At 62.0% G+C, this 24,057-nt stretch carries 23 protein-coding genes and 1 tRNA gene; 11 read left to right on the top strand and 13 right to left on the bottom strand.

What is annotated here, in order from left to right:
• Positions 1-77: 77 nt before the first annotated feature.
• The 3 genes from HAV21_RS00320 to HAV21_RS00310 are packed head-to-tail and all read left to right on the top strand — an operon-like array spanning position 78 to position 2,585.
• On the top strand, positions 78-755 hold the full coding sequence (locus HAV21_RS00320) for a TetR family transcriptional regulator (protein ID WP_166839833.1): 678 nt from the start codon (positions 78-80) through the stop codon (positions 753-755).
• A complete protein-coding gene (locus tag HAV21_RS00315; RefSeq protein WP_166839831.1) occupies positions 752-1,792 on the top strand; it encodes an ABC transporter ATP-binding protein in 1,041 nt (346 codons plus the stop codon). Before HAV21_RS00320 ends, HAV21_RS00315 begins: the two co-directional genes overlap by 4 nt.
• Positions 1,785-2,585 carry an ABC transporter permease subunit gene (locus HAV21_RS00310; RefSeq protein WP_166839829.1) on the top strand — a complete coding sequence of 267 codons (801 nt, stop codon included), beginning with the start codon at positions 1,785-1,787 and terminating at the stop codon, positions 2,583-2,585. The genes HAV21_RS00315 and HAV21_RS00310 overlap by 8 nt, the downstream gene beginning before the upstream one ends.
• On the opposite strand, the gene HAV21_RS00305 is transcribed toward HAV21_RS00310, so the two are convergent.
• Positions 2,582-3,127, bottom strand: a complete 546-nt coding sequence (locus HAV21_RS00305; RefSeq protein WP_142938287.1) for an acyl-CoA thioesterase — start codon at positions 3,125-3,127, stop codon at positions 2,582-2,584. The genes HAV21_RS00310 and HAV21_RS00305 overlap by 4 nt on opposite strands.
• Positions 3,128-3,290: 163 nt before the next feature.
• On the opposite strand from HAV21_RS00305, the gene HAV21_RS00300 reads away from it, so the two are divergent.
• Both HAV21_RS00300 and HAV21_RS00295 read left to right on the top strand, forming a co-directional pair.
• Positions 3,291-3,512: a hypothetical protein gene (locus tag HAV21_RS00300; RefSeq protein WP_142938286.1), complete on the top strand. Its 222-nt coding sequence runs from the start codon at positions 3,291-3,293 to the stop codon at positions 3,510-3,512.
• Positions 3,513-3,558: 46 nt separating this feature from the next.
• Complete coding sequence (locus HAV21_RS00295; protein ID WP_142938285.1) at positions 3,559-4,368, top strand: potassium channel family protein; 810 nt, start codon at positions 3,559-3,561, stop codon at positions 4,366-4,368.
• 245 nt (positions 4,369-4,613) lie between these two features.
• Here the strand turns inward: HAV21_RS00295 and HAV21_RS00290 are convergent.
• Both HAV21_RS00290 and HAV21_RS00285 read right to left on the bottom strand, forming a co-directional pair.
• Positions 4,614-4,695 (bottom strand) — tRNA-Tyr (locus tag HAV21_RS00290).
• A 128-nt stretch (positions 4,696-4,823) separates the two neighbouring features.
• The gene (locus HAV21_RS00285) at positions 4,824-5,090 is read right to left on the bottom strand and encodes a hypothetical protein (protein WP_017200186.1); all 267 of its coding nucleotides are present in this window, start codon (positions 5,088-5,090) and stop codon (positions 4,824-4,826) included.
• Between the two features lie 182 nt (positions 5,091-5,272).
• Here HAV21_RS00285 and HAV21_RS00280 point away from each other — a divergent pair, with 182 nt between their 5' ends.
• Positions 5,273-5,764 carry a YajQ family cyclic di-GMP-binding protein gene (locus tag HAV21_RS00280; RefSeq protein ID WP_017200185.1) on the top strand — a complete coding sequence of 164 codons (492 nt, stop codon included), beginning with the start codon at positions 5,273-5,275 and terminating at the stop codon, positions 5,762-5,764.
• Between the two features lie 79 nt (positions 5,765-5,843).
• On the opposite strand, the gene htpX is transcribed toward HAV21_RS00280, so the two are convergent.
• Together htpX and HAV21_RS00270 are read right to left on the bottom strand one after the other, a co-directional pair.
• Positions 5,844-6,713 (bottom strand): zinc metalloprotease HtpX, encoded by an 870-nt coding sequence (htpX, locus tag HAV21_RS00275; protein ID WP_142938350.1) that lies wholly within the window; start codon positions 6,711-6,713, stop codon positions 5,844-5,846.
• 200 nt (positions 6,714-6,913) lie between these two features.
• Complete coding sequence (locus HAV21_RS00270) at positions 6,914-8,185, bottom strand: MFS transporter (protein ID WP_166839827.1); 1,272 nt, start codon at positions 8,183-8,185, stop codon at positions 6,914-6,916.
• A gap of 91 nt (positions 8,186-8,276) precedes the next feature.
• Here HAV21_RS00270 and HAV21_RS00265 point away from each other — a divergent pair, with 91 nt between their 5' ends.
• The 4 genes from HAV21_RS00265 to HAV21_RS00250 all read left to right on the top strand — a co-directional run bounded on the left by HAV21_RS00265 (position 8,277) and on the right by HAV21_RS00250 (position 11,820).
• Complete coding sequence (locus HAV21_RS00265) at positions 8,277-9,050, top strand: hypothetical protein (RefSeq protein WP_166839825.1); 774 nt, start codon at positions 8,277-8,279, stop codon at positions 9,048-9,050.
• 30 nt (positions 9,051-9,080) lie between these two features.
• Positions 9,081-9,557, top strand: a complete 477-nt coding sequence (locus HAV21_RS00260) for a Fur family transcriptional regulator (RefSeq protein WP_142938282.1) — start codon at positions 9,081-9,083, stop codon at positions 9,555-9,557.
• 14 nt (positions 9,558-9,571) lie between these two features.
• On the top strand, positions 9,572-11,053 hold the full coding sequence (locus tag HAV21_RS00255; protein WP_166839822.1) for a catalase: 1,482 nt from the start codon (positions 9,572-9,574) through the stop codon (positions 11,051-11,053).
• A 131-nt stretch (positions 11,054-11,184) separates the two neighbouring features.
• Positions 11,185-11,820, top strand: a complete 636-nt coding sequence (locus tag HAV21_RS00250) for a DUF2461 domain-containing protein (protein WP_166839820.1) — start codon at positions 11,185-11,187, stop codon at positions 11,818-11,820.
• Positions 11,821-12,003: 183 nt separating this feature from the next.
• Here the strand turns inward: HAV21_RS00250 and HAV21_RS00245 are convergent, their stop codons facing one another.
• The 6 genes from HAV21_RS00245 to HAV21_RS00220 form a co-directional block, all read right to left on the bottom strand.
• Positions 12,004-13,557, bottom strand: a complete 1,554-nt coding sequence (locus HAV21_RS00245) for an amino acid permease (protein WP_142938280.1) — start codon at positions 13,555-13,557, stop codon at positions 12,004-12,006.
• Between the two features lie 167 nt (positions 13,558-13,724).
• The gene (locus HAV21_RS00240; protein ID WP_166839818.1) at positions 13,725-14,141 is read right to left on the bottom strand and encodes a DUF779 domain-containing protein; all 417 of its coding nucleotides are present in this window, start codon (positions 14,139-14,141) and stop codon (positions 13,725-13,727) included.
• On the bottom strand, positions 14,141-15,163 hold the full coding sequence (adhP, locus tag HAV21_RS00235) for an alcohol dehydrogenase AdhP (RefSeq protein WP_187697113.1): 1,023 nt from the start codon (positions 15,161-15,163) through the stop codon (positions 14,141-14,143). The genes HAV21_RS00240 and adhP overlap by 1 nt, the downstream gene beginning before the upstream one ends.
• 95 nt (positions 15,164-15,258) lie before the next feature.
• Positions 15,259-16,782 carry an aldehyde dehydrogenase family protein gene (locus HAV21_RS00230; RefSeq protein ID WP_166839816.1) on the bottom strand — a complete coding sequence of 508 codons (1,524 nt, stop codon included), beginning with the start codon at positions 16,780-16,782 and terminating at the stop codon, positions 15,259-15,261.
• Positions 16,783-16,878: 96 nt separating this feature from the next.
• Positions 16,879-18,222: a GAF domain-containing protein gene (locus HAV21_RS00225; RefSeq protein ID WP_142938277.1), complete on the bottom strand. Its 1,344-nt coding sequence runs from the start codon at positions 18,220-18,222 to the stop codon at positions 16,879-16,881.
• A 150-nt stretch (positions 18,223-18,372) separates the two neighbouring features.
• Positions 18,373-19,812, bottom strand: coding sequence for an FAD-dependent oxidoreductase (locus HAV21_RS00220; RefSeq protein ID WP_166839814.1), 1,440 nt, complete (start codon positions 19,810-19,812; stop codon positions 18,373-18,375).
• 118 nt (positions 19,813-19,930) lie between these two features.
• Between HAV21_RS00220 and rarD the strand changes: the two genes are divergently transcribed.
• Complete coding sequence (rarD, locus tag HAV21_RS00215; protein WP_166839812.1) at positions 19,931-21,019, top strand: EamA family transporter RarD; 1,089 nt, start codon at positions 19,931-19,933, stop codon at positions 21,017-21,019.
• Between the two features lie 142 nt (positions 21,020-21,161).
• Here the strand turns inward: rarD and gabT are convergent, their stop codons facing one another.
• Complete coding sequence (gene gabT / locus HAV21_RS00210) at positions 21,162-22,517, bottom strand: 4-aminobutyrate--2-oxoglutarate transaminase (RefSeq protein ID WP_166839810.1); 1,356 nt, start codon at positions 22,515-22,517, stop codon at positions 21,162-21,164.
• Positions 22,518-22,576: 59 nt separating this feature from the next.
• Positions 22,577-24,007 carry a gamma-aminobutyraldehyde dehydrogenase gene (locus HAV21_RS00205; protein WP_142938273.1) on the bottom strand — a complete coding sequence of 477 codons (1,431 nt, stop codon included), beginning with the start codon at positions 24,005-24,007 and terminating at the stop codon, positions 22,577-22,579.
• Positions 24,008-24,057 lie beyond the last annotated feature (50 nt).

Raw genomic sequence — 24,057 nt, 5'->3', positions numbered from 1 at the left:
CACCGGGAATAAACGCCGAGAGGGAAGTTTTAAAGCAACCCTTGTCCCGGATTGAACAAGTGTTTAGTCTTTGAAACATGCGTTCAAACGCAGAGGATTTGACCACCCGGGCCCGGATCCGCGACGCCGCCATTGGGATCTTCGGCCGCGATGGTTTCGCCCGCGCAACTATCAGGTCAGTTGCCTCTGCCGCAGGGGTCAGTCCAGGCCTGGTCATCCACCACTTCGGCAGCAAAACCGGGCTTCGTGAAGCCTGTGATCAGCATGTCCTCGCGCAAACAGCCACCCAGGGCCGCGAAAAAACCGATCCAGTCTCCACGCGGCAGCTGATCCAGGACTACATGAACCACCCCGACCAATACTCCGACGAAATCACCTACATCCGACGCACCCTCAGCGACGAATCCGAGGCCGGCGACGCCTTCTTCGACGCCGTCGTGAAGCAAACGCAGGACATCATCCACGCCGGGATAGCGGCGGGAACCATCCGGGCGTTCGACGACGTCCGGTCCACCGCCGTCGTGATCGCCTCCAACAGCCTCTCAATCCTCATGCTGGGCCGGCACCTCTCACGGACGCTGGGACTGGTGGACCCTGAACCGCACGGCATCGGCCCCGACCTTCTCCGGCACCTGACCTTGCCCGCCCTGGAGATTTACACGCACGGCTTCTACACCGACGCGCGATTCCTGGATGCGGCCCGCGACGCCCTTGAACAAGAAACCAGCAACCACGGAAAGGAGCATGCCCCGTGACCCAGGCAATCGTCGTCGAGGGTTTACGTAAAAAGTTCGGTCACCGCGAAGTTCTGCACGGACTCGATTTCGCGGTTGACCGCGGGATAGTCTTCGGCGTCATTGGCCCGAACGGCGCAGGCAAGACCACCACCATGCGCTGCCTGCTGGATATTATTCGGCCCAGCGCGGGGTCCATTTCCGTTTTGGGAGAAGATCCGCGTTCTGCCGGAACTGCCCTCCGCTGCCGGATCGGCTACCTTCCCGGCGAGCTTCACTTGGAGAACCGGACCACGGGGCGTCGCATGCTGGAGCACTTCGCGGCGATCAGCGGCCCCGTGGAACTCAAGCATGTCAACGAACTCGCCGAGCGGCTGAGCCTTGATCTGGATCGACAGACCCGGAAACTCTCCAAAGGCAACAAGCAAAAGTTGGGGCTGCTTCAGGCCTTCATGCATAAGCCCGAACTCCTGGTGCTGGACGAACCCACCAGCGGCCTGGATCCCCTGGTCCAACAGGTGTTCCATGCGATGGTCCGCGAGGCAGTGGATGGCGGCGCAACTGTGTTCCTCAGTTCGCACGTTCTCAGCGAAGTGCAGCAGGCCGCCGACGCCGTCGCCATCCTCCGCGACGGCGGCATCGTGACCGTTTCCACCGTGGAAGCGCTCCGGACTGCAGCAGTCCGGCAGGTACGGTTCACCAGCACCGAAACGGAAGCGCACGACGTCGGCGCGCTGCTGGCCCGGGTGCCAGGCGTCGCCAATATGGTGGTGCGGGAGCTCAAGGCCGACGGTCACACATCCGGAACAGTTGAGGCCACGGCGATGCTGTCCGGCCACGTTCAGCCCTTGGTTCAGGCGCTGGCCAGGTTGAACTTGACGGACCTGGTCCTCGAAGAACCGGACCTGGAGGAAGCTGTGCTCACTCTATACACAGCCCAAACTCCTCAGCCGGGCCAGTCTTCTCAGCCGGGCCAGTCTCCGGGGCTTGGCCAACCTCCGGGGCTTGGAAATGGTCAAACACAGGGCCGGCACGTGGAAGGAGCACACCGTGCCTAGAATCCTCCCCTTGTTCACCAAGGCCCTGACTGACTCATGGCGTTCAACGCTTGCTTGGGCAGTTGGTTTGTCGGCGGCATGCATGCTGTACCTGCCGCTCTATCCCTCGATTGGAGGCAGTGCGCAGATGCAGGACCTGATCAATGCGCTTCCTCCTGAGATGACCAAAGCCCTGAACTACGATCAAATCGCTTCGGGACCCGGCTACACCCAGGCCACCATGTTCGGGTTGATCGGATTCCTGCTGATGTCCATGGCCTCCATCGGCTGGGGTGCCGCGGCCGTAGGGGGCGACGAGGAATCCGGCTTGCTGGAACTGACGCTTGCCCACAGTGTTACCCGGGTGCAGATAGTCCTTGAACGCGCCTTGGCAATCGTGGTTCGCATTGCGTTGCTTTCGGTCCTTGTTTTTCTGTTGGTGCTGGGACTGAACGGGCCCTCGCAACTGGGCATCGACGTCGGACATCTCGCAGGTGCGGTACTGCTGTTCGCAGCCCTGGCACTTCTCAGCGGGACCGCCGCGCTCTTCGCCGGGGCACTGAGCGGCCGGAAAGTCTACGGGATCGCCGCCGGTGCCGCCGTAGCTGTTCTTGGTTATGTGTTCAACGCCGTGGGACGGCAAAGTCCCGACGTCCAGTGGTTGCTGAACCTTTCGCCGTACCACTGGGCGTACGGTAACTCCCCTGTAGCCAACGGCGCAGACTGGGGAGCTGCCGCGGGCTTGTACGGCATTTCGGCGGGGCTAATTGTGCTGGGCGCAGTCGCGCTGCAGCGACGCGATGTGGGGGTTTAGCTCCAGACGTGCGGCGCTGGCCGCCGCGATCCGGGAAGGGCATTGTTTTCCCGCCATTCGTGGATCCATTCGGGCAACTCAAGGTCAGCCGGTGGCGCCCCGAACTCAGCGATGATTTCTTCCTGCGTAACTGGCTTACCCTTACAGACCAAGCGGGTGGCGATGTGCGCCCGCGCATAGATTTCACCGTCTACTACCATGCGCTGTTCAAAATAGATGGCCTTCGTGTCCAGGCCAATGATGCGGGTTTCAATGGTGTATTGCTGCCAGAGTTGAAGAGACTTGCGAAAGGCGATGGTTTCACCGGCTGCCACCGGGCTCCAACCCCGCTTGCGCATTCTCGTCCAGATGCCGCTGCGGACCATGAGGTCGAAACGGCCGAGGTCCATCAACGAGAAATACATGCCGTTGTTGACGTGCATCGCGATGTCGATGTCAGTGGGCAGAACCCGCAGGGGCAGCGACGATTCTTCCCAAACACCGAGCGGCGAGCGCTTGGAGGAGGTGAACAGCAACATGAGGGTGCGAAGAAGCAAATGCATAACTCAATGTTACCCACCGGTAACTTGTTGGGGAATGCATGGACCGCATAGTGGACCCTTTTCATGGGCGCAGCAGGTTTATGTCTAACGTTTACCGCCGGTTCATCAAAGACGTGAATAATGTCTGAAACTCATATTGATGGAAGATACAAGGGGGACCCCTATGAGCACGCTGCAAACCGTCAGGCCGCAAGGCGACGTTTGGCCCGAACTTTCCCGCCACCAGCACGTGGTCCTCCAGGATGCCCGCGGCAACCGGATCGAGGGAACCATCGATGGCATGACCGACGATCGCAGTACCCTGTGGATCCAGCTCAAGGGTGGCTTGGGGCGCCAACTGGTGCACCACTTGGACGGCTACTGGCTGGAGACGCCGGCCGCCTGATCCCGCCCCGTCAAGACAGGGCGCTCGCTGTGGCTAGTATTCCCGTATGACTCAAGCGCGATACAGGGACCTGGTTGAATGGCCCCTCATGGCCACCGCATTGATTTTCCTCACGGCTTACGCGTGGCAGGTCATCGGTCGCGTCAGCGGGGCCGAGGCAATCCCCTTCGAAGTGGTTCTGTGGATCACGTGGGGAATTTTCGCGGTGGATTACTTCGCTAATCTTTGGCTTGCCGAGGACCGGATGCGGTGGTTCCTCTGGAATCTCCACGAACTTCTGATCGTGATACTCCCCTTCTTCCGCCCCCTCCGCCTTCTGAGGCTGGTCACGCTGCTCTCCGTCCTGCAGCGCACCGTGGGCGAAACACTGCGCGGGCGTGTGGCCACCTATGTTGCCGGCGCAGCCGCGATGCTGATCCTCATCGGAGCCCTGGCCGTGCTGGACGTTGAGCAGAACGCGCCCGACGCCAAAATTCTCACCTTCGGAGACGCCGCTTGGTGGGCCATCACCACTATCACCACCGTGGGCTACGGAGACCTCTACCCAGTAACTCCCATCGGCAGGATGGTGGCTGCCGCCCTGATGATGAGCGGGATCGCGGTCCTGGGTATGGTCACGGCGTCCATTGCCTCCTGGCTCCTGCAACGAATCGAGGAGAATGCCGAGGAGGTGGCCGCAGCAGCGGAAGTCAAGGCCGCAGCTGCCGAGGAACCGGTCCGCGCCGAGATGGCGGACCTCGTGACGGAGATCGCCGCGCTGCGGATGGAGATCGCCGAGCTCCGGCAAGCCACCGAAGTCAGGCAGGCCACGGAACTCAGGCCGGCTGCAGAACGCGGGCCGGAGCGCGAGGCTTAGTCCCGGCGTCAGGCCCTATCCGGCGTCGGGCCCTATCCCCCGTACCGTCACCACCTACTTTGCGACCCGGGTATTGCGACACGCCCCGCATTCCTCCGTGTTGCAGGGTTAGTGCAATCAAAGTGGGTGGTAGCCGCACACCCTCCCAGGGCGCCTCCCTGGGCAAAGCGGAATCAAGAAGCCAAAACTACTCGTGGGCACACAAAAAATCCCCGGAACCAGTGGTTCCGGGGATTTTCCTTGGGTGGCAGATGAGGGATTCGAACCCCCGTAGGCGTTGCCAGCTGATTTACAGTCAGCCCCCTTTGGCCGCTCGGGTAATCTGCCGAACTTCAAAAGAAGATCACTTCCGGAGACCGTTTCTTTTAGATCCGGTAACCGAAGGCAGAGACAACCTTACAGAACTTTCGGCGAAGAATCTAATCGGCGTCTGACGCCCGAGATTTCGCGGGATTTCAGGCTTCTCCGAGGATCCTTCCGGCCAGTTTGGCCTCGAACTTTTCGGCCTGCTCGGCAGTGATCTGGTTGAGCTGCACAGCGCGCAGCAAGTCCGCATGCACTCCGTCCATACGGGAGGCAGCATCGGGAACCGGACTCAGAACAATCGATGCCGCCACAGCTGCTGCGGCTACAGCACTTGCTGCGGCGACTGCGGCCGTGCCAATGGACCCTGCTGCTGCAGAAGCGGACTTGCTGATGGATTGGACGGCCTTGCTGCTCATGCTGATCCTCCGTGGATGCGTTCTTCCAACTGGTTCAACTCTCAACCGCCCGCCTCTGTTCCAACCCTGCATGCGCTGTGAGCGAACTGTGAATGAACTGCCCGGCCCCAACCGACGCCTTCCGTACTAGGCTGGATGCCAGACCAACCCGCCCTCACAGGGCCCCCAACCTAAGGAGAGTCATGGCAGGCGAATCCACATTCGACGTCGTAAGCAAAGTAGACAAGCAAGAGGTTGCCAACGCGCTGAACCAGTCCCAGAAGGAAATTGCGCAGCGATACGACTTCAAGGGCGTCGGCGCTGAGATCGACTTCAGCGGCGAGAAGATCCTCATGAAGGCCAACTCCGAGGACCGCGTCCTGGCTGTCCTGGATGTCTTCCAGTCCAAGCTCATCAAGCGCGGCATCTCCCTGAAGTCCCTCGACCAGGGCGAACCTTTCCCTTCCGGCAAGGAGTTCCGCCTGGAGTGCACCATCAAGGAGGGCATCGCCCAGGACATCGCCAAAAAGATCAACAAGATCATCCGCGATGAGGCCCCTAAGTCCGTCAAGTCCCAGATCCAAGGCGACGAACTTCGCGTCACCTCCAAGTCGCGTGATGACCTGCAGGAGACCATGAACATCCTCAAGAAGTTCGAAGAGGCTGACCTGCAGTTTGTAAACTTCCGCAGCTAGTCCCCTCCTAAAACGTCGCTGGCCCGCTTTTCCGTGGTTGTTCAACCACGGAAAAGCGGGCCAGCGACGTTTATGCCAATTACAAAAGCGGTCGCCCGGCCATCCGTTCCAGTCGGTTGATCCGTTCCTTCATGGGCGGGTGCGTGGAGAACATACGCCGCATGCCACCACCGCGGAACGGGTTGGCGATCATCAGGTGTGAGGCGTTGACCAGCCGCTGGTCCTGCGGGAGCGGCAACTGGGTGACGCCGGATTCGATCTTGCGCAGAGCTGAGGCGAGCGCCAACGGATCGCCGGTGAGCTCCGCGCCGTCCTCATCGGCGTCGAATTCGCGGGTGCGGGATATCGCCATCTGGATCAGCGACGCTGCGAATGGCGCGAGCAGGGCCATGGCGATGGTGGCCAGCGGGTTGGCGTTGCGCCGGTCGCCGCTGCCGAAGATCAGCAGCATCTGGCCTACGGAAGTGATGACGCCGGCCACGGCAGCAGCTACCGACGAAGTGAGGATGTCGCGGTTGTACACGTGCATCAGCTCATGACCCAGGACGCCCCTGAGTTCACGGGCATCCAGCAGATGGAGGATCCCCTCGGTGCAGCACACGGCAGCGTTCTTGGGATTGCGACCGGTTGCGAAGGCGTTGGGCGTCATGGTGGGTGAAAGGTAGATACGGGGCATGGGTTTGTTGGCACGTGCGGACAACTCCCGAACAATCTGGTAGAGCTGCGGTGCCTGCGCCTCGGTGACCGGGTAGGCGGCCATGGAGCGTATGGCGATCTTGTCGCTGTTCCAGTAGCCATAAGCAGTGGTTCCCACACCGATCAACGCCATGATCCAGATGGGCGTGGTACTGCGCGTCCCGGCCGCGATGATGGCGCCCAAACCCAACAACACCGCCCACAGCACACCAAAGAGCGCCGCGGTCTTGAGTCCATTGTTGTGTTTATGCACGGTAGATCTGGTCACTTTCCTCGGCTGTGGCAGGGGTTCTGTACGGATTAACGCCGACGGCGGCCGTCGTGTTCCGTTGTCAGCCTACGTTGCGAGGCCCGCTACGCAGGGTAAACGTCCCCGAAACCCGTCAGAGCTGGCCTCACAACGCAAAGGGGCTACGCAAAGGGGCCCGGACGCCAAGGCGTGAGCCTGGTGGCCTAGGGCACCGGATGCTTGGCGTCGTAGGCGACGAATCCGGGCTGCATTCGCGAAGCCACCCAGGCCAGGACTATGCAGAGAAGTCCCCCAAGGAGCAACACTCCGCCTTCACTCAGGAACTGGGTGACACCGCCGGCCAGCATGTCCCCCACTCGGGGACCTCCGGCCACCACCACGATGAACACACCCTGAAGCCGCCCCCTCATGTGGTCCGGCGTGGCTGACTGGAGGATGGTGGTACGGAAGACGGCGCTAATGGAGTCCGAGATCCCTGCGAGGGCGCAACACAGCGCGGCGGGGATCAGCCAGGCGGTGACGCCACCCTTCCCTGAGTCGCCGGCCAGCAGCACCACCAGCCCAAAACCGGCAATGGACGCGCCCCAGCCGATCACCGACCACACCACGGCGCTGCCCTGCTTGCGGACTCTCCCCAGGGGCCCTGAAAAGAGCCCGGCCAGGAAAGCACCCACGGCTGTGGAGGCAAGCAGAACACCCACCGTGGTTTCGCCTCCGCCGATCATTACTGCCCCGATGGCCGGCATCAAGGCCCGGGGTTGGGCGCAGATCATGGCGATGAGGTCGATGATGAACGTCATGCGAACATTAGGCCGCGTCCCCAGGAACCGGAATCCCTCCACCACGGAGCGGAGCCCTGGCCGCACAGCGTCTTTGGAAGGCGGTAGGGGCGGGAGTTTGAAAAGCCCCCACAAAGCGAAGGTGAAGCTGATGACGTCAATGGTGTACGTCCATCCGAATCCAATGGTTGCCACCAGGACACCTGCCAGAAGCGGCCCGGCTGTCATGGACAGGCCGAATGTCAGCATGCTCAGGGCATTGGCCGCGGGAAGCAGATCCTTGCGGACCAGGAGCGGAATGATGGCACTGCGGGCCGGGCCGTTGATGCCTTGGGCGCCGCTTTGTAAGGCCACCAGCGCATAAAGGAGCCAGATGTTTCCGATTTCCAGCCACGCCTGCAAGGCCAGGGCGGCCGTGGTGGCCCATAGGACAAGCGAAGCAACGAGGGCAACTTTGCGGCGATCATAGGCGTCCGAAACGGAGCCTCCGTAAAGCCCGGCGATGACCAAGGGCACCAGCGCAAAGATGCCCAGGAGGCCCACGTAGAAGCTCTCCTGTGTGAGCCGGTAAACCTCCAGGCTAACGGCCACCAAGGTCAATTGGGTTCCTATGGCAGCTACCGAGGCCCCCAGCCAGAGCCGCCGAAAAGCCGGGCTCTCCTTCAAAGGGGTGATATCTGCCAATAGTTTCGCCACCGTCTTACCCTAACTACCCCTGAGGCAACCTCCCGTAACTCTCCCCGCCTTCGGTAACGCTTGGTAGGCTCACCCCGGGGAAGGAGTTGACATGGGCTTGGAGCGACGATTGCTGTACCGTTCGGGGTTTTGGGAAATAGCCCGGCCGCGCCACCCCCTCACGGCCGGGCACATCCTGATCCGGTTGTCTGACCCTGCCACCGAGTTCGCCCATGCATCAGCGACCGACTGGCTTTTCTGCCACAACCTTGTGCGCGCAGCACTCCATGACGTGTTGGGGGCAACCCGCTACGCGGTGATGTTCGCCCACCGTTGGCATCCGCTGGGCTCCGCCATCGGCGAGCCTGTGGCTGAGTCTTCAACACCTACGTTCCATCTGTTCGGGCGCTGGGACGGAGAAACCACGACGCCGGGGGCTCAGCTTTCGTTGCCGGCCCACCGTCGTCTCGGGGAGCCTGATCACTTGGAAGCTACCGATGCCGCCGTCCGTGAGGCGCTGCGGCGGAGGCGGCCAGAAGCCGCCATGAGTTCTGAGCCGGGGGCGGGCGACGCCGTCGAGCCTTCCACTATTCCCGGTCCGCTGGTGCAGGCGGTGCAAGCAGGACCCCACCACACAGTGATTGAGCCTGTCCGGGCGGTGGCGCTGGTCCGTGATGTTTTGCCGGCGGAGTTGCTGGCCATGGCGGCCGCCTTGGCTGAGCTTCCCTTGAGCGGGGGTCTGAGCGGATTCAGCTGCCTGGCACTGGAATCGGAGACAGCAGGTAGTCCGCTGCGGGTCCATGCGCTGGGCCGATCCGCGGCAGAGGAAGCCAATCCGCTGGAAGCGCTGATGAGTTCACCAGAAGTTAGCCTTGCCTTATTGTGAACTCCTCAAAATAAGTGTTTCAATGAGTGCATGACAGATCACACAGCCGAGCAAGCAGAATGGGCAGCCGCCCTGCATGCCCACGGCCGGCGTGTGACAAAACAGCGGCTGGCAGTGCTCGCCGCAGTCCAGCACCATCCGCACTCCCCGGCAGAAGGCATTCTTGCCGCTGCCCGCACAGAGCTTCCTGAACTGACGGCGCAGTCCGTTTATGTTGTGCTCAGCGACCTCACGGACCTGCAGATGCTGCGCCGCTTTGAACCTCCACACTCCCCCGCGCTGTACGAAACCCGCGTGGGCGACAACCACCATCACGCCGTCTGTATCAGCTGCGGCAAGGTGGAGGACGTGGATTGCGCCGTGGGCCACGCCCCGTGCCTCACACCGCATTGGGATGAGAATTCCAAGCCCATGACCATTCAGATCGCAGATGTCCTGTACCAAGGCATCTGCCAGGACTGCCAGTCCAAACAACAGCTTCCCGTAACTTCCGTAACTCAGAAATAAGAAAAAGGAGAACAATGACTGCCATTTCAACGACTCAGTCAGGTGCCCCCGTTACGTCCGACGCGCACTCGAAGTCCGTCGGCGCTGACGGTGCCATCATCCTCACCGACCACTACCTGGTGGAAAAGCTTGCGCAGTTCAACCGCGAGCGGGTGCCGGAGCGCGTAGTGCACGCCAAGGGCGGCGGCGCTTTCGGTACGTTCAAGACCACCTCGGACGTTTCGGCCTACACCAAGGCAGCTTTCCTTCAGCCGGGCGTCGAGACGGACATGCTGATCCGTTTCTCCTCCGTCGCAGGCGAGAACGGTTCTCCCGATACCTGGCGCGACCCCCGCGGTTTCGCCGTGAAGTTCTACACCTCCGAGGGCAACTACGACCTCGTTGGCAACAACACCCCCGTCTTCTTCATCCGCGACGGCATCAAGTTCCCGGACTTCATCCACTCCCAGAAGCGCCTCCCGGGCAGCCACCTGCGTGACGCTGACATGCAGTGGGACTTCTGGACCCTCTCCCCCGAGTCCGCTCACCAGGTCACCTGGCTTATGGGCGACCGCGGCCTCCCGGCTTCCTGGCGTGAAATGCAGGGCTACGGCTCGCACACCTACCAGTGGATCAACGCCGCCGGCGAGCGTTTCTGGGTCAAGTACCACTTCAAGTCCAACCAGGGCGTCAAGACCATCACCGGCGACCAGGCTGAGCAGCTTGCCGGCTCGGACGCGGACTTCTACATCCGCGACCTCCAGGAGAACATTGCCGATGGCAACTTCCCCTCCTGGGAACTGCACGTCCAGGTCATGCCGTACGAGGACGCCAAGACATACCGCTTCAACCCGTTCGACCTCACCAAGGTCTGGCCGCACTCTGACTACCCGCTGATCCACGTGGGCACCATGGAGCTGAACAAGAACCCGGAGAACTACTTCGCGCAGATCGAGCAGGCCACCTTCGCGCCGTCGAACTTCGTACCGGGTATCGCCGCTTCCCCGGACAAGATGCTGCAGGCCCGCATCTTCTCCTACGCAGACGCACACCGCTACCGCGTGGGCACCAACCACGCACAGATCCCGGTGAACCAGCCGAAGAACCAGGTCAACAACTACAGCCAGGACGGCCAGGGTCGTTTCCTGTTCAATTCCCCCTCCACCCCGGTGTACGCACCGAACTCGGTGGGTGGCCCGGCTGCTGTTGAGCCGACCTCACCGGCCGGCGGCTGGGAGAACGACGGCGAGCTCACCCTCTCCGCCCACACCCTGCACGCTGAGGACGACGACTTCGGCCAGGCCGGGACCCTGTACCGCGAGGTCTACGACGACGCCGCAAAGGCCCGCCTTCTGGACACCATCACCGGTGCTGTTGGCGGCGTGAAGAACGCCGACATCAAGGAACGCGCCATCCAGTACTGGACCAACGTTGACTCCGATCTTGGCGCCAAGCTCCGTGCCAACCTCGGTGCAGGCCAGACCGAGTCCGACGCCGAAGCAGCCAACAAGGTCTAAGCGTCTTTTGCTCTAGTGCTTTCCAGAACACCCCGCTGCGGATCTTCTCCGCGGCGGGGTGTTCTTTTGGTTTTCCACATAGCCCACCCAGGCTATGGCTGGGCAGACGTTGCCGTCCCTAGGATCCTTCTATGACCACATTTGAAGGCATCCCTACCGCTGCATTCCGTTTCTACGCCGAGCTTGAAGAGAACAACAACCGTGAGTGGTGGCTGGAACACAAAACAACGTACGACGCCGAGGTGAAGCAACCGCTGGTATCGCTCCTTTCGGAGCTGGAGCCACAGTTCGGGCCGGCAAAGCTCTTTCGGCCCAACAGGGACGTCAGATTCTCCCAGGACAAGTCTCCGTACAAGACAGCTCAAGGGGCTTTTGCTGCCGGGCAGGAGGGCGTGGGCTTCTATCTGCAAATCAGCGCCGACGGCCTGCTGATCGGCGGCGGCTACCACTCCCACACTCCGGCGCAACTGGCACGTTTCCGGGCTGCAGTGGACGCCCATGAGAGCGGGTTGGAGCTCCAGAAGATTGTGGATGCGGTGGCGGCGGCAGGTTTCGCCATTGAAGGTGAGAGACTCAAGACCGTTCCGCGAGGTTTCGATAAGGACCATCCACGGGCCGAGCTTCTCAAGCACAAGTCCTTGTCAGCGGGCGTAGAGGTGGGCCAACCGGAGTGGGTGTCCACGTCCGCAGCCCGTCAAGAGATTGCTGCCCGGTGGGAAGTGCTGAGGCCGCTGGTTGAATGGGTGGGTGAGCATGCAGCGCCGTAGCCGAGGCGAGGCGGGCGCGAACCGATGCCGGCGCGAGCCGAGGCTGGTGCCGCTTCAGCCGCCACGCAAAAGCGCCCGGAAACCGATGGTTCGTAAACCGATGGTTCCCGGGCGCCTAGAGAGCTATTTAGACGACTGGTACAGCTGTGTCAGGCAGCTGTCTGACAAGCTGCTCACATTGGTCTATACCTTGGTGAAGGTATCCTCGTCCTCGCCGCCCTTGCCCTGACGGCCTTCCGGGCTGCTGTTGACAGAGGCCCTGGCTACAGCGAACTTCTCGTTCAGCCGCGAGTGGCGCTGGCCGTAAGCGAAGTAGATGCCCATGCCGATGACCAGCCAGATGGCGAAGAAGATCCAGGTTTCAACGGCGAGGTTGGTCATGAGGTAGAAGCAGAGTACTGCGGAGACCCACGGCAGGACCTTGCCGAACGGGACACGGAAGGCAGGCTTCAGGTCCGGGCGCTTCTTGCGGAGCACCAGGATGCCCAGGCTCACCATCACGAACGCAGAGAGCGTCCCGATGTTGATCATTTCCTCGAGCAAGTCCACCTTGGTTACGCCTGCCACAATGGCCACTGCTGCGCCACAGATGATCTGCAGGCGGGCCGGCGTGGAGCGCTTGTCGCTGGTCTTGGACAGAGAACGCGGCAGGAGTCCGTCGCGGCTCATGGCAAGGACCACACGGGACAGGCCCATGAGCAGCACCATAATCACGGTGGTCAGGCCCACCAGGGAGCCAAATGCGATGATCTTGGCAGCATCAGTGTTACCCACGGCCTCAAAAGCCGTGGTCAGGGTGGGGTTCTTCACCTCGGCCAATTGCGTGTAGGAAACCATTCCCGTCAGCGCCAGGGAGACCAAAATGTAGAGAAGCGTGACCACTGCGAGGCCACCGAAGATGCCGCGGGGAAGGGTCTTCTGCGGGTTCTTGACTTCTTCCGCCGAGGTTGCCACCACGTCAAAGCCGATGAAGGCAAAGAACACCAGGGCTGCACCGGCGAAGACGCCGAGGGTTCCATATTGGGCGGGAGCAGCGCCGGTGAGGAAGCCGAAGAAGGACTGCTTCATGACGTCAGCGGCGCCGGATTCGGTGGGCTCCGAGGCAGGAATGAACGGCGTGTAGTTGGAGAACTTCACGTAGCTGAAGCCAACAACGATCACGAAGAGCACCACGGCGATCTTGATCAGGGTGAAGATGTTGCCAACACGGGCGGACAACTTTGTCCCCAGCACCAGCAGGACCGTGAAGATCGCAACAATCAGGAAGGCACCCCAGTAGAGGTCAACACCAGCCACTTGGAATGACGGCGGCATCTCCACGCCCATCAGGCCGAAGACCGTACTGAGGTAGATGCCCCAGTACTTGGCGATCACGGCAGCGGCGGTGAAGAGTTCAAGGATGAGGTTCCAGCCGATGATCCAAGCCAGGACCTCGCCCATGGTGGCATAAGTGAAGACGTAGGCGGAGCCTGCAACGGGGATCGCCGTGGCGAACTCGGCGTAGCACATGATGGCCAAAGCACACGTGACAGCGGCAATGGCAAACGAGATGGTGACGGCCGGGCCGGCAAAGTTTGCAGCAGCCTTGGCACCGACGGAGAAGATACCGGCGCCGACAGCAACGGCGACGCCCATGATCATCAGGTCCCAGGTACTGAGGCTGCGCTTCAGCTTACGCCCGGGCTCATCGGCATCGGCGATCGACTGCTCGATCGACTTGGTCCTGAAAATGTTCATAAAAATGCCACATTCTGGATGGGAGTGGTATAGGACTCATCAAGAATAGTGTCCGGCCAATGGACGACCATATTTATCCCAGATAGTGAGACGGCTTGTGAAAGGCGAGGCCGGTGGGACTGATGTGACGGAGGTCCGGTAACCCCCGTCACACCAGCTATCTGGCCCTAGATGCTAGGCACATCCCAGTCCATGAGGGTGGAACGAATCAGGAATCGCTTGCCCTCGGGTGACTCAACCGAGAAACCACTGCCTCGGCCGTTGACCACATCCACGGTCAGGTGGGTGTGGGACCAGTAATTGAACTGTTCCTTGGACATCCAAAACTCGAGCGGCTGCGGCTCTCCTCCGGTGCCGATATCGAACCTGCCGAGGAGAACGTCGGAAGCGCCTGTCACGAACTCCCCCGCCGGAAAGCACATAGGGGCGGATCCATCGCAGCAGCCACCGGACTGATGGAACATGAGCGGCCCGTGCTGCTTCCAGAGCCTGCGGAGCAGGTCCACGGACACCGCGGTGAGCGCCACCCGGGAGAAATTTTCCCCGGGTAGCGTCACCGCGGCTTCTACGCTGATGTTGTTCATCAGAACTTCAGCACCACGCGGCCGTCGATCTTGGCGTGCTTCATCTCGTCAAACACAGCGTTGACCTCGGAGAGTTCCCTTGTTGAGACTGTGGGCTTGATCTTTCCCTGGGCATAGAACTCCAATGCTTCTTCAAGGTCCTGCCGCGTGCCCACAATGGAGCCCCGGACGGTCAGTCCCTTGAGGACGATCTCGAAGATCGGCGCAGGGAAGTCTCCCGGAGGCAAGCCGTTGAAGACGATGGTTCCACCACGCCGTGCCATGCCGATCGCCTGGCCGAATGCAGAGGGGTGGACTGCGGTCACCAAGACACCGTGGCAGCCGCCTGTTTCGCGCTGGATGACTTCCGCCGGATCCTCGTGCAAGGCATTGACCGTCAGTTCGGCGCCGTGCTCACGTGCCAGAGCCAGCTTGTCATCGGCAATGTCCACCGCGGCTACCCGCAGGCCCATGGCCACCGCGTACTGCACGGCGATGTGTCCCAGACCGCCGATGCCGGAGATGGTGACCCACTGGCCGGGCCTGGTCTCTGTCATCTTCAGGCCCTTGTACACAGTGACTCCAGCACACAGCACCGGAGCAACTTCAACGGGGTCCGAGCCCTCGGGAATCCGCGCCGCAAAGCGTGTATCCACCAGCATGTACTCCCCGAACGAGCCGTCCACGCTGTAGCCGCCGTTCTGCTGGGACTCGCACAGGGTTTCCCAGCCGGTCCGGCAGTACTGGCAGTCCCCGCAGGCAGACCACAACCAGGCATTCCCTACGAGGTCGCCCACGGCGACATCCGTGACGCCCTCCCCGAGGGCCACTACTTCTCCCACACCTTCATGGCCTGGGATAAACGGTGGGGTCGGCTTGACCGGCCAGTCGCCTTCGGCGGCGTGCAGGTCGGTATGACATACCCCCGACGTTATGAGACGGACCAGCGCCTGGCCTGGCCCCGGCGTCGGGCGTTCAACATCCTTGACCGTAAGGTCGGTTCCGAATTCCGTAACTACTGCAGCTCGCATGGTTGTAGTCATTGACGATCTCCTTTGATCTATACGAATAGTGGAAGTTTTTGTACAGCTGATGCCCCTAAGAACGCTCAATAAGGGCATCTGCTGTACAAAAACTCTTAGAAGAAGCCCAGCTTGTTCTCGTTGTAGCTGACCAGGAGGTTCTTGGTCTGCTGGTAGTGGTCCAGCATCATGGCGTGGTTCTCACGGCCAATACCTGAGGACTTGTAGCCGCCGAAAGCGGCACCTGCCGGGTAGGCGTGGTAGTTGTTGACCCACACACGGCCGGCCTGGATTTCCCGGCCTGCGCGGTAGGCCACGTTTCCGTTGCGCGACCAGACACCGGCGCCCAGTCCGTAGAGGGTGTCGTTGGCGATGCCGATGGCGTCGTTATAGTCGCTGAACTTGGTGACGGACACTACCGGGCCGAAGATCTCCTCCTGGAAGATCCGCATCCGGTTATGGCCTTCGAAAATGGTGGGCTGGACGTAGTAGCCGCCGGCCAGGTCGCCTGACAGCTCCGCCCGGGCGCCACCGGTGAGCAGCTTGGCACCTTCCTGCTTTCCGATATCGATGTAGGACAGGATCTTCTCCAGCTGGTCATTGGATGCTTGGGCTCCAACCTGGGTCTCGGTGTCCAACGGGTTGCCCTGGATGATCTTGTTGGTCCGGGCCACGACGTCCGTCATGAAGGAATCGTAGATGCCCTCCTGGACCAGTGCCCGTGAGGGGCAGGTGCAGACTTCACCTTGGTTGAAGGCAAAAAGCGTGAAGCCTTCCTGGGCTTTGTCGTAGAAAGCATCGTTGTGGTCAGCGACGTCGTCGAAGAAGATGTTAGGGCTCTTGCCGCCCAGTTCCAGGGTGACCGGGATGAGGTTGTTGGAGGCGTACTGGCTGATCAGCCGGCCCGTGGTGGTCTCACCGGTGAAGGCGATCTTACGGATCCGCGAGCTGGAGGCGAGCGGTTTGCCGGCTTCAACGCCGAAACCGTTCACCACGTTCACCACACCGGCCGGGAGGAGATCACCGATGAGTTCCATGAGAACCAGGATGGACGTGGGCGTCTGCTCTGCTGGCTTGAGCACCACGGCGTTGCCCGCTGCCAGCGCCGGCGCCAGCTTCCAGACTGCCATGAGGATGGGGAAGTTCCACGGGATGATCTGGCCAACCACACCCAGCGGCTCCTTGAAGTGGTAGGCCGTGGTGTCCTCGTCCAGCTGGGAGAGGTGGCCTTCCTGCGCACGAACGGCGGAGGCGAAGTAGCGGAAGTGGTCCGCCGCCAACGGGATGTCAGCGTTGAGGGTTTCACGGACGGGCTTGCCGTTGTCCCACGTTTCAGCGACCGCGAGGAGCTCCACATTCTCATCGATGCGGTCCGCGATCTTGTTCAGGATGGCTGCGCGTTCCGTGGCGGACGTCTTGCCCCACGAGGGTGCAACCTTGTGGGCGGCGTCCAGTGCCAGCTCGATGTCCTCGGAAGTGCCGCGGGCAACTTCGCAGAAAGCCTTGCCCGTAACAGGGGTGATGTTCTCGAAGTAGCCGCCCTTGACAGGGGCCACCCACTCGCCGCCGATCCAATTCTCGTAACGGTCCTTGAACGTGACCTTCGAACCCTCGGCACCCGGCTGTGCGTAAACAGTCATTGCTAGCTCCTTTGCTGCGAATCACGGTGGCTGTCGCCATTGATCCGAGCCTAGGAGCGGGGAGGTTGCAGCTACGTTGCAACCATGTGAGTCAGCTCACGCTTTCAGTTCCGTTTCGATCCGCTCAAGGTCTGCCACGACGGCGGCCCGCTTGGGCGAGCGAGGCGGCAGCAGCTTCAGGAGCGCAAGGCGGAGGTCGACGTCGTACTTCGCCTCGGGCAGCTCAGCGTACTTGAGGAGCGAATCAACGCTGCCGTCGCTGAGCAGCGCTTCGCGCAGCAGGTGCGAAACCCGCTCGCGCAACTGCACGACGCCGGGCGCCTCCGAACGTGGCAAGAGCGCACCTTTGTAGATTTCCAAGGCGATGCGGTGGGCGCCGCGCTGAAGGCAGCTAAGCACCTGGCCGGAATCGGGCAAGAGCTCAACCGGCAGACGGTAAGGACGGGACCCGGGGACCGCGTCCGGGCTGAGCTCCTGGATGACCTTGCGAAGCCGCACCATCTCCGCGCGAAGGGTCACCGCAGAGCCATCCCCCGGATACAGCTGCGTGCAGAGGTCTTCAGCACTGAGTCCGGCGGGCTGGCTGCTGAGGATGGCCAGGATTTCGCTGTGCCGGGCAGAGAGGGAAACCGTCCGCCCATCGATGCTGAGCAAGGCCTGGTCACGGCCCAACAGCTGCAGGCTGTTCCGGTACAGCGCGTGGCTAGAGGCGGCAGCCGCGCTCCGGCGTCGAGGTTTGTCCTTGACCGCTGCGGCAAGCTGAAGACGCTCGATCCGCAACTGGGCCTGAGCGGCAGCAACTGTCGCCTCCACCAGGGAAAGGGTGTGCGCCGCCACGGCAGTCTCAGTGCCCGTGATATCCACAACGCCCAGCACAGCACCCGAATCGGGATCGTGGAAGGGAACAGCAGTGCAACTCCACGGATGAACGGAGCGCTTGAAGTGCTCCGCGCCCGAAATCTGGATACTGCGGTCCAAAGCAAGTGCGGTGCCGGGTGCGCTGGTGCCCACGGAGGCCTCGGACCAGTCAGCACCGGCCACGAACATCATGCCCTCAGCGCGGCGCTGCATCACCGGATCACCATCCACCCACAGAAGCCGGCCGACGTCGTCACCCACCGCCACCAGCAGGCCACTGTCATGGCTGGGCTGAACCAGGAGCTTCTTAATGACGGGCATGATGGTGGCCAAGGGATGCTGCCGGCGGTACTCCTCCAGCTCATCCTGGTCCATCGCGAGGGGCGCCTCGGGGACGTCCGGATTGGCCTGCAGGTTTGCCGAACGCTGCCAGGATTCACGAACCAAGCGGCGTAATCCAACAATGTCCTCCGGTGCCCCAAGGCGCAGGGAGTCCAAGCGTTCATGGCCAACCAGGGCATGCTTCTGCAGCAGCTCCGCGGCATCGCTGCCGGGAACGGGCGGATGGACTGGATTCCTCATCGAACTCCCTGATAGTCCGCAACAACAGTGCGCTGCACGTGTGGTGGGCGGGACAGTACCCAGCAGTCTAGTTCCAGGGCTGGAGTTTTTGTACAGCTAAGGCCCCCAAAGTGGTCGAATGAGGGCATCAGCTGTACAAAAACTCCCTCGTCAGCCGCGGGAGATCCGGATCATTTCCTCACGCGGAACAACCTTGATGCGCTCGCGGACCACGCCATTGCCATCTCCGTCGCTGCCGGTCCACGCAGCACCCAGGGCGGCCTCGTGGGCATCCAGCCTGTCCCAGCCCTCCCACGTGGTGTACTCCACCCCGCGTTCTTCAAGGAGGTCGATGATCGCTTGCGGGTCCGGGTTTTCCGCCGGGGGCAGATTGAGCCTGTCCTCCAGGAGGAAGCCGATGGTCTCCAAAGCATCGCCCTTGGTGTGTCCGATAAGCCCCACCGGTCCGCGCTTGATCCAGCCCGTGGCGTAGATTCCCGGCACCGGGTTGCCATCGGAGTCCAGGACGCGACCGCCGTCGTTCGGTATGACGCCGCGGCGGGAGTCGTACTCCAGCTCTTCCAACGGCGAACCGTGGTAGCCGATTGCCCGGTAGACCGATTGGACAGGGTATTGAATGAACTCCCCGGTTCCCTTGACGTTACCCGTGCCATCCAGCTGCATGCGTTCGAACTTGATCCCGGAGACCTTGCCGGGCGTCTCAGGTGAGTCGAGAATCTCCACGGGACTGTGCAGGAAGTGCAAGTGCAGGCGGCGGGAGGAAGGCTGCTCCGATTCTGCGTGCTCCTCCACCAGCCAGTTGGTCATGGTGTTGACCATGGTCTTGATTTGGTTGTTGGTCTTGATCGCTTCATCGGAGGCCTCATCAAATTCGAAGTCCTCCGGGTACAGGACAATGTCCACGTCCTTGCAGTGGGACAACTCCCGAAGCTCCAACGGCGTGAACTTCACCTGGGCCGGGCCGCGACGGCCGAACACATGGACGTCGGTAACCGGCGACTTTTTCAGCCCGGCGTAGACATTGTCCGGGATCTCCGTGACCAGGAGTTCCTCAGGGTGCTTGACCAGCATCCGGGCCACATCCAAAGCCACGTTGCCATTGCCGATCACGGCGATCTCCTTGGCATCAAGCGGCCAGTCACGGGGAACGTCCGGGTGTCCGTCGTACCAGGACACGAAGTCAGCGCCCCCGAAAGAACCCTCCATACCGACGCCCGGGATGTTCAGGTCTGCGTCCTTGATGGCACCGGTAGAGAAAATCACGGCGTCGTAGAAAGCACGGAAATCGTGGAGCGCGAGGTCCTTGCCGTAGGTCACGTTACCCAGGAAACGGATGTCGCCGCGGTCCAGGACCTTGTGCAGTGCGTTGACGATGCCCTTGATCCGGGGGTGGTCCGGGGCCACCCCGTAGCGGATCAGCCCGTAGGGCGCCGGATATGCCTCGAAGAGATCAATGCTGACCTCCACCTGCCCGTCCTTGACCTCATTGGATTTGGTCAGGATGTCCGCGGCGTACACACCTGCGGGTCCCGCGCCGACGATCGCGACGCGAAGCGGACGATTGGGGGTTGTTGCGGCTGAGTTGGACACCGTTAGCCCTTCCGAAGCAGTGAGCCACGCCATTGTGTGGGGCGCGCAGATTCCAATTCTAGATGTCCACCCCACACCGGGCCGCCTATATGGCAGGAGTCACAGAAATTAGTAAAGATTGCGGAATATTGCGGGGGGAGGTGGCGTTGGCGACATTGTGTCGACTCCGGATCAGATAGCTGCCAACCCACCCTCTTCAAACCAGCCAACGACGGCGACAGTCGGGGGCGGCGTTGGTGGCACCGGCGGTTCCGGTAAAGCGGGCGGCAAGCCCGTGAGGAGCGAGTCGACCGCGGGAATCCTGTTCGGCATCGGCGCTTACGGCCTGTGGGGCCTGCTTCCGCTGTACTTCTTTGTCCTGATGCCGGCCAGCGCCATCGAGATCGTAGCCAACCGGATCGTGTGGTCCTTGATCTTCTGTGCCCTGCTCATCACCATCACCCGGGCCTGGCGGGTTTTCGGCGCTGCGGTTAAGGACCGCACTGTGTTCGGCCCGTTAGCCTTGGCTGCTGTGCTGATTGCCATCAACTGGCTGACATATACCTTTGGTGTCACCACCGGGCACGCCGTTGAGACGTCTCTGGGCTATTTCATCAACCCGTTGGTTTCGGTGTTGCTTGGCGTTTTCGTCCTGAAGGAGAAGCTGCGTCCCCTGCAGTGGGCAGCTGTGGGCATCGGGTTCGTGGCCGTTGGGGTGCTGACGTTCTCCTACGGGCAGCTTCCCTGGATCGCCTTGATCCTCGCGTTCAGCTTTGGCCTCTACGGCTTCGTCAAGAAGCGCGTGGGACCCAAGGTTGACGCCCTCACCAGCCTCAGCGTCGAGACCGTGGTGTTGGCTCCCCTCGCCGGTATCACCATGGTTGTCCTGGGCGTGACGGGCGCTGCAACGCTCACCACCCAAGGCGCCGGCCACTTCTGGTTGCTGGTGGCCTCGGGCGTGATCACCGCCGTGCCGCTGCTCTTCTTCGGTGCCTCCGCACGCCGCCTGCCCATGACCACCATCGGGCTGCTGCAGTACTTTGCCCCGGTCCTTCAGTTCATTGTGGCGCTGACGGTGTTCCATGAAACCATGACCACGGCCCGTTGGATCGGCTTTTGCGTGGTGTGGTTGGCGCTGGTCCTGCTGACCATCGACATGCTCCGGACCACGCGCAAGAACTCCGTCATGAAAAAGCAGGCCCGACGCGAGGCAACGGCCGCCGCGTAGCCCGGAGCCGCCGTCGAGTCCGCGGGAAAGGTGCGAGACCGCGGGATAAGACCGGCGAACTCGGCACATTCCCGCGAACTCAGCGGAAACCAAAAAGCAGGGCCGGATCCACGAAGGATCCGGCCCTGCTTGTGGGTAAAACTTACGCGTGAGCCTTGATGGCGTTCGCGAGAACCTCCAGGCCGTCAATCAGCAGTTCGTCGCTGATGACCAGCGGCGGGAGCAGGCGGATGACGTTGCCGTAGGTACCGCAAGTCAGGATCACGACGCCTTCTTTGAGGCAAGCAGCCGCAACAGCCTTGGTGAGCTCGGCGTTGGGTTCCTTGGATCCGGCCTGAACCAGTTCGATGGCCAGCATGGCGCCACGGCCACGGATGTCGCCAACCACGGAAACTTCGTCAGCCAGTTCGCGGAGCTTGCCCAGGGCGAGCTCTTCGATGTGGCGGGCGCGGCCGTTGAGGTCGTGCTGCTCCATGGTGTCGATGGCTGCGAGTGCTGCGGCGCAGGCAACCGGGTTGCCACCGTAGGTGCCGCCGAGGCCGCCTGGGTGAACGGCGTCGAGGAGGTCGGCGCGGCCGGTGATGGCCGAGAGCGGAAGGCCGCCGGCGATGCCCTTGGCCATGGTGATGATGTCCGGGACAACACCTTCGTGGTCAACGGCGAACCACTCGCCCGTGCGGCAGAAGCCGGACTGGACCTCGTCAGCGATGAAGACGATGCCCTTTTCCTTGGCCCATGCGGACAGTGCCGGGAGGAAGCCTTCGGCCGGAACAATGAAGCCACCTTCGCCCTGGATGGGTTCGATGATGATCGCGGCAACCTGGTCGCCACCGATCTGCTTCTCGATCATGGTGATGGCGCGCTTGGCAGCCTCGGCACCGGTGATTTCCGGGTTCTCTTCACGGAACGGGTAGCTCATGGGCATGCGGTAGACCTCGGGCGCGAACGGGCCGAAGTTGGTCTTGTACGGCATGGCCTTGGCAGTCAGTGCCATGGTCAGGTTGGTGCGGCCGTGGTAGGCGTGGTCGAAGGCTACGACGGCGTCGCGGCCGGTGGCCAGGCGGGCAACCTTGACGGCGTTTTCGACGGCTTCAGCGCCGGAGTTGAACAGCACGGTGCGCTTGGCGTGGTCGCCCGGGGTGAGGCGGTTGAGCTGCTCGGCAACTGCAACGTAGCCCTCGTACGGGGTCACCATGAAGCAGGTGTGGGTGAAGTGCGTGGCAGCTTCCTGGACAGCGGCGACGACGGCGGGATCGGACGCGCCGACGCTGGTCACGGCGATGCCTGAGCCGAGGTCAATGAAGGAGTTGCCGTCGACGTCGCGGATGATTCCGCCGTCGGCGTCTTCAACGTAGACAGGGACGCCGGACGCAACTCCGGCAGCAACGACGGCGGCGCGACGCTCGGCAAGTGCCTGCGACTTGGGGCCGGGGAAGGTGCCGTTGATGTTGCGCTTCTGCTCGATGCGGTACGAGAGCTCGTTCGCGGTGGTGGTCATGGGGTGGTTGCCTTTCTGGGAAATTCGTACGGGTTACGCGGCTGCGCTATGCAGCCGGGTTATGCATCGAGTGCGGACATGACGTGCTTGATGCGCGTGTAGTCCTCAACGCCGTACATGGAGAGGTCCTTGCCGTAGCCGGACTGCTTGAAGCCACCGTGCGGCATCTCTGCCGTCAGGAGGATGTGGGTGTTAATCCAGACTGCACCGAAGTCAAGGTCGCGGCTCATGCGCATGGCCGTGCCGTGGTCGGTGGTCCAGACGCTGGACGCCAGGGCGTATTCGACGTCGTTGGCCAGCTCCAGCGCTTCTTCTTCCGAGCTGAACTTTTGGACAGTGATGACCGGGCCGAAGGTTTCCTTCTGCACAATGTCATCGGTCTGCTTGGCGCCGGAGATGATGGTGGGTTCGAAGAAGAAGCCCTTCTCCCCTGCCCGGTGGCCGCCGGTCTCGATCTTGCAGTTGGCCGGCAGGTTCTCCACCACGGACGTGACCGCGTTGAAGTGGTTCACGTTGTTGAGCGGGCCGAAGTAGTTGTCTTCGTCGTTCTGCGAACCTGTGTGCAGGGTCTTGGTGTGTTCGACCATGGCTGCCACGACGTCGTCGTGAACCGAGTCTTCCACCAGAACGCGGGTGATGGCCGTGCAGTCCTGGCCGGCGTTGAAGAAAGCGAACTCGGCGATGGCCGCGGCGCTCTTCTTGATGTCGGCGTCCTTGAACACAATGGCCGGAGCCTTGCCGCCAAGTTCCAGGTGGGCACGCTTGAGGCCCTTGGCTGCGCCGCTTGCCACGGCGATGCCTGCGCGGACGGAGCCGGTGATGGAAACCAGCCCGGGGACCTTGTGGTCAACCATCATGGCGCCGGTTTCGCCGGTGCCGAGGACAACGTTGAGGACACCGGCCGGGAAGATCTCCCCGGCGAGACGTGCCAACACGAGGGTGGATTCTGGGGTGGTGTCCGAGGGCTTCAGGACCACGGTGTTGCCTGCGGCCAGCGCGGGGCCGATCTTCCAGATAGCCATGAGGAACGGGTAGTTCCACGGAGCAACCTGGGCTACCACGCCGATCGGTTCGCGGCGTACGTAAGAGGTGTGGCCCTCGAAGTACTCGCCCGCGGACTTGCCTTCCATGATGCGGGCAGCACCGGCGAAGAAGCGGAGCTGGTCTGCGCCGGCGGCAACTTCCTCTGAAGCGATCAGGGAACGGACCTGTCCGGTGTTGCGGTGCTGGGCTTCGACCAGTTCGTCGCTGTTGGCCTCCACGGCGTCGGCGAGCTTGAGGAGCATCAGCTGGCGCTGGCCCGGGGTGGCCTTCTTCCAGGACTTGAAGGCCTGGTTGGCCGCAGTCATGGCGGCGTCCACGTCTTCCTGCACCGAAATCGGCGACTTGGCAACGATGTCCCCGGTGGCGGGGTTCACGATGTCCAGAAGACCCGTACCTGCCGGCGTAACGAATTCGCCGTTGATGAAGTTCTGCAAGGTTTGAACCACGGTGTGCAACCCTCTTTCGGAGTCTGGGCATGGGTTTAGCTGATCAGAGC

Source organism: Paenarthrobacter sp. MSM-2-10-13 (assembly GCF_011605365.1).
Lineage (GTDB): Bacteria > Actinomycetota > Actinomycetes > Actinomycetales > Micrococcaceae > Arthrobacter.
This window is presented reverse-complemented; position numbering and strand designations above follow the sequence as displayed.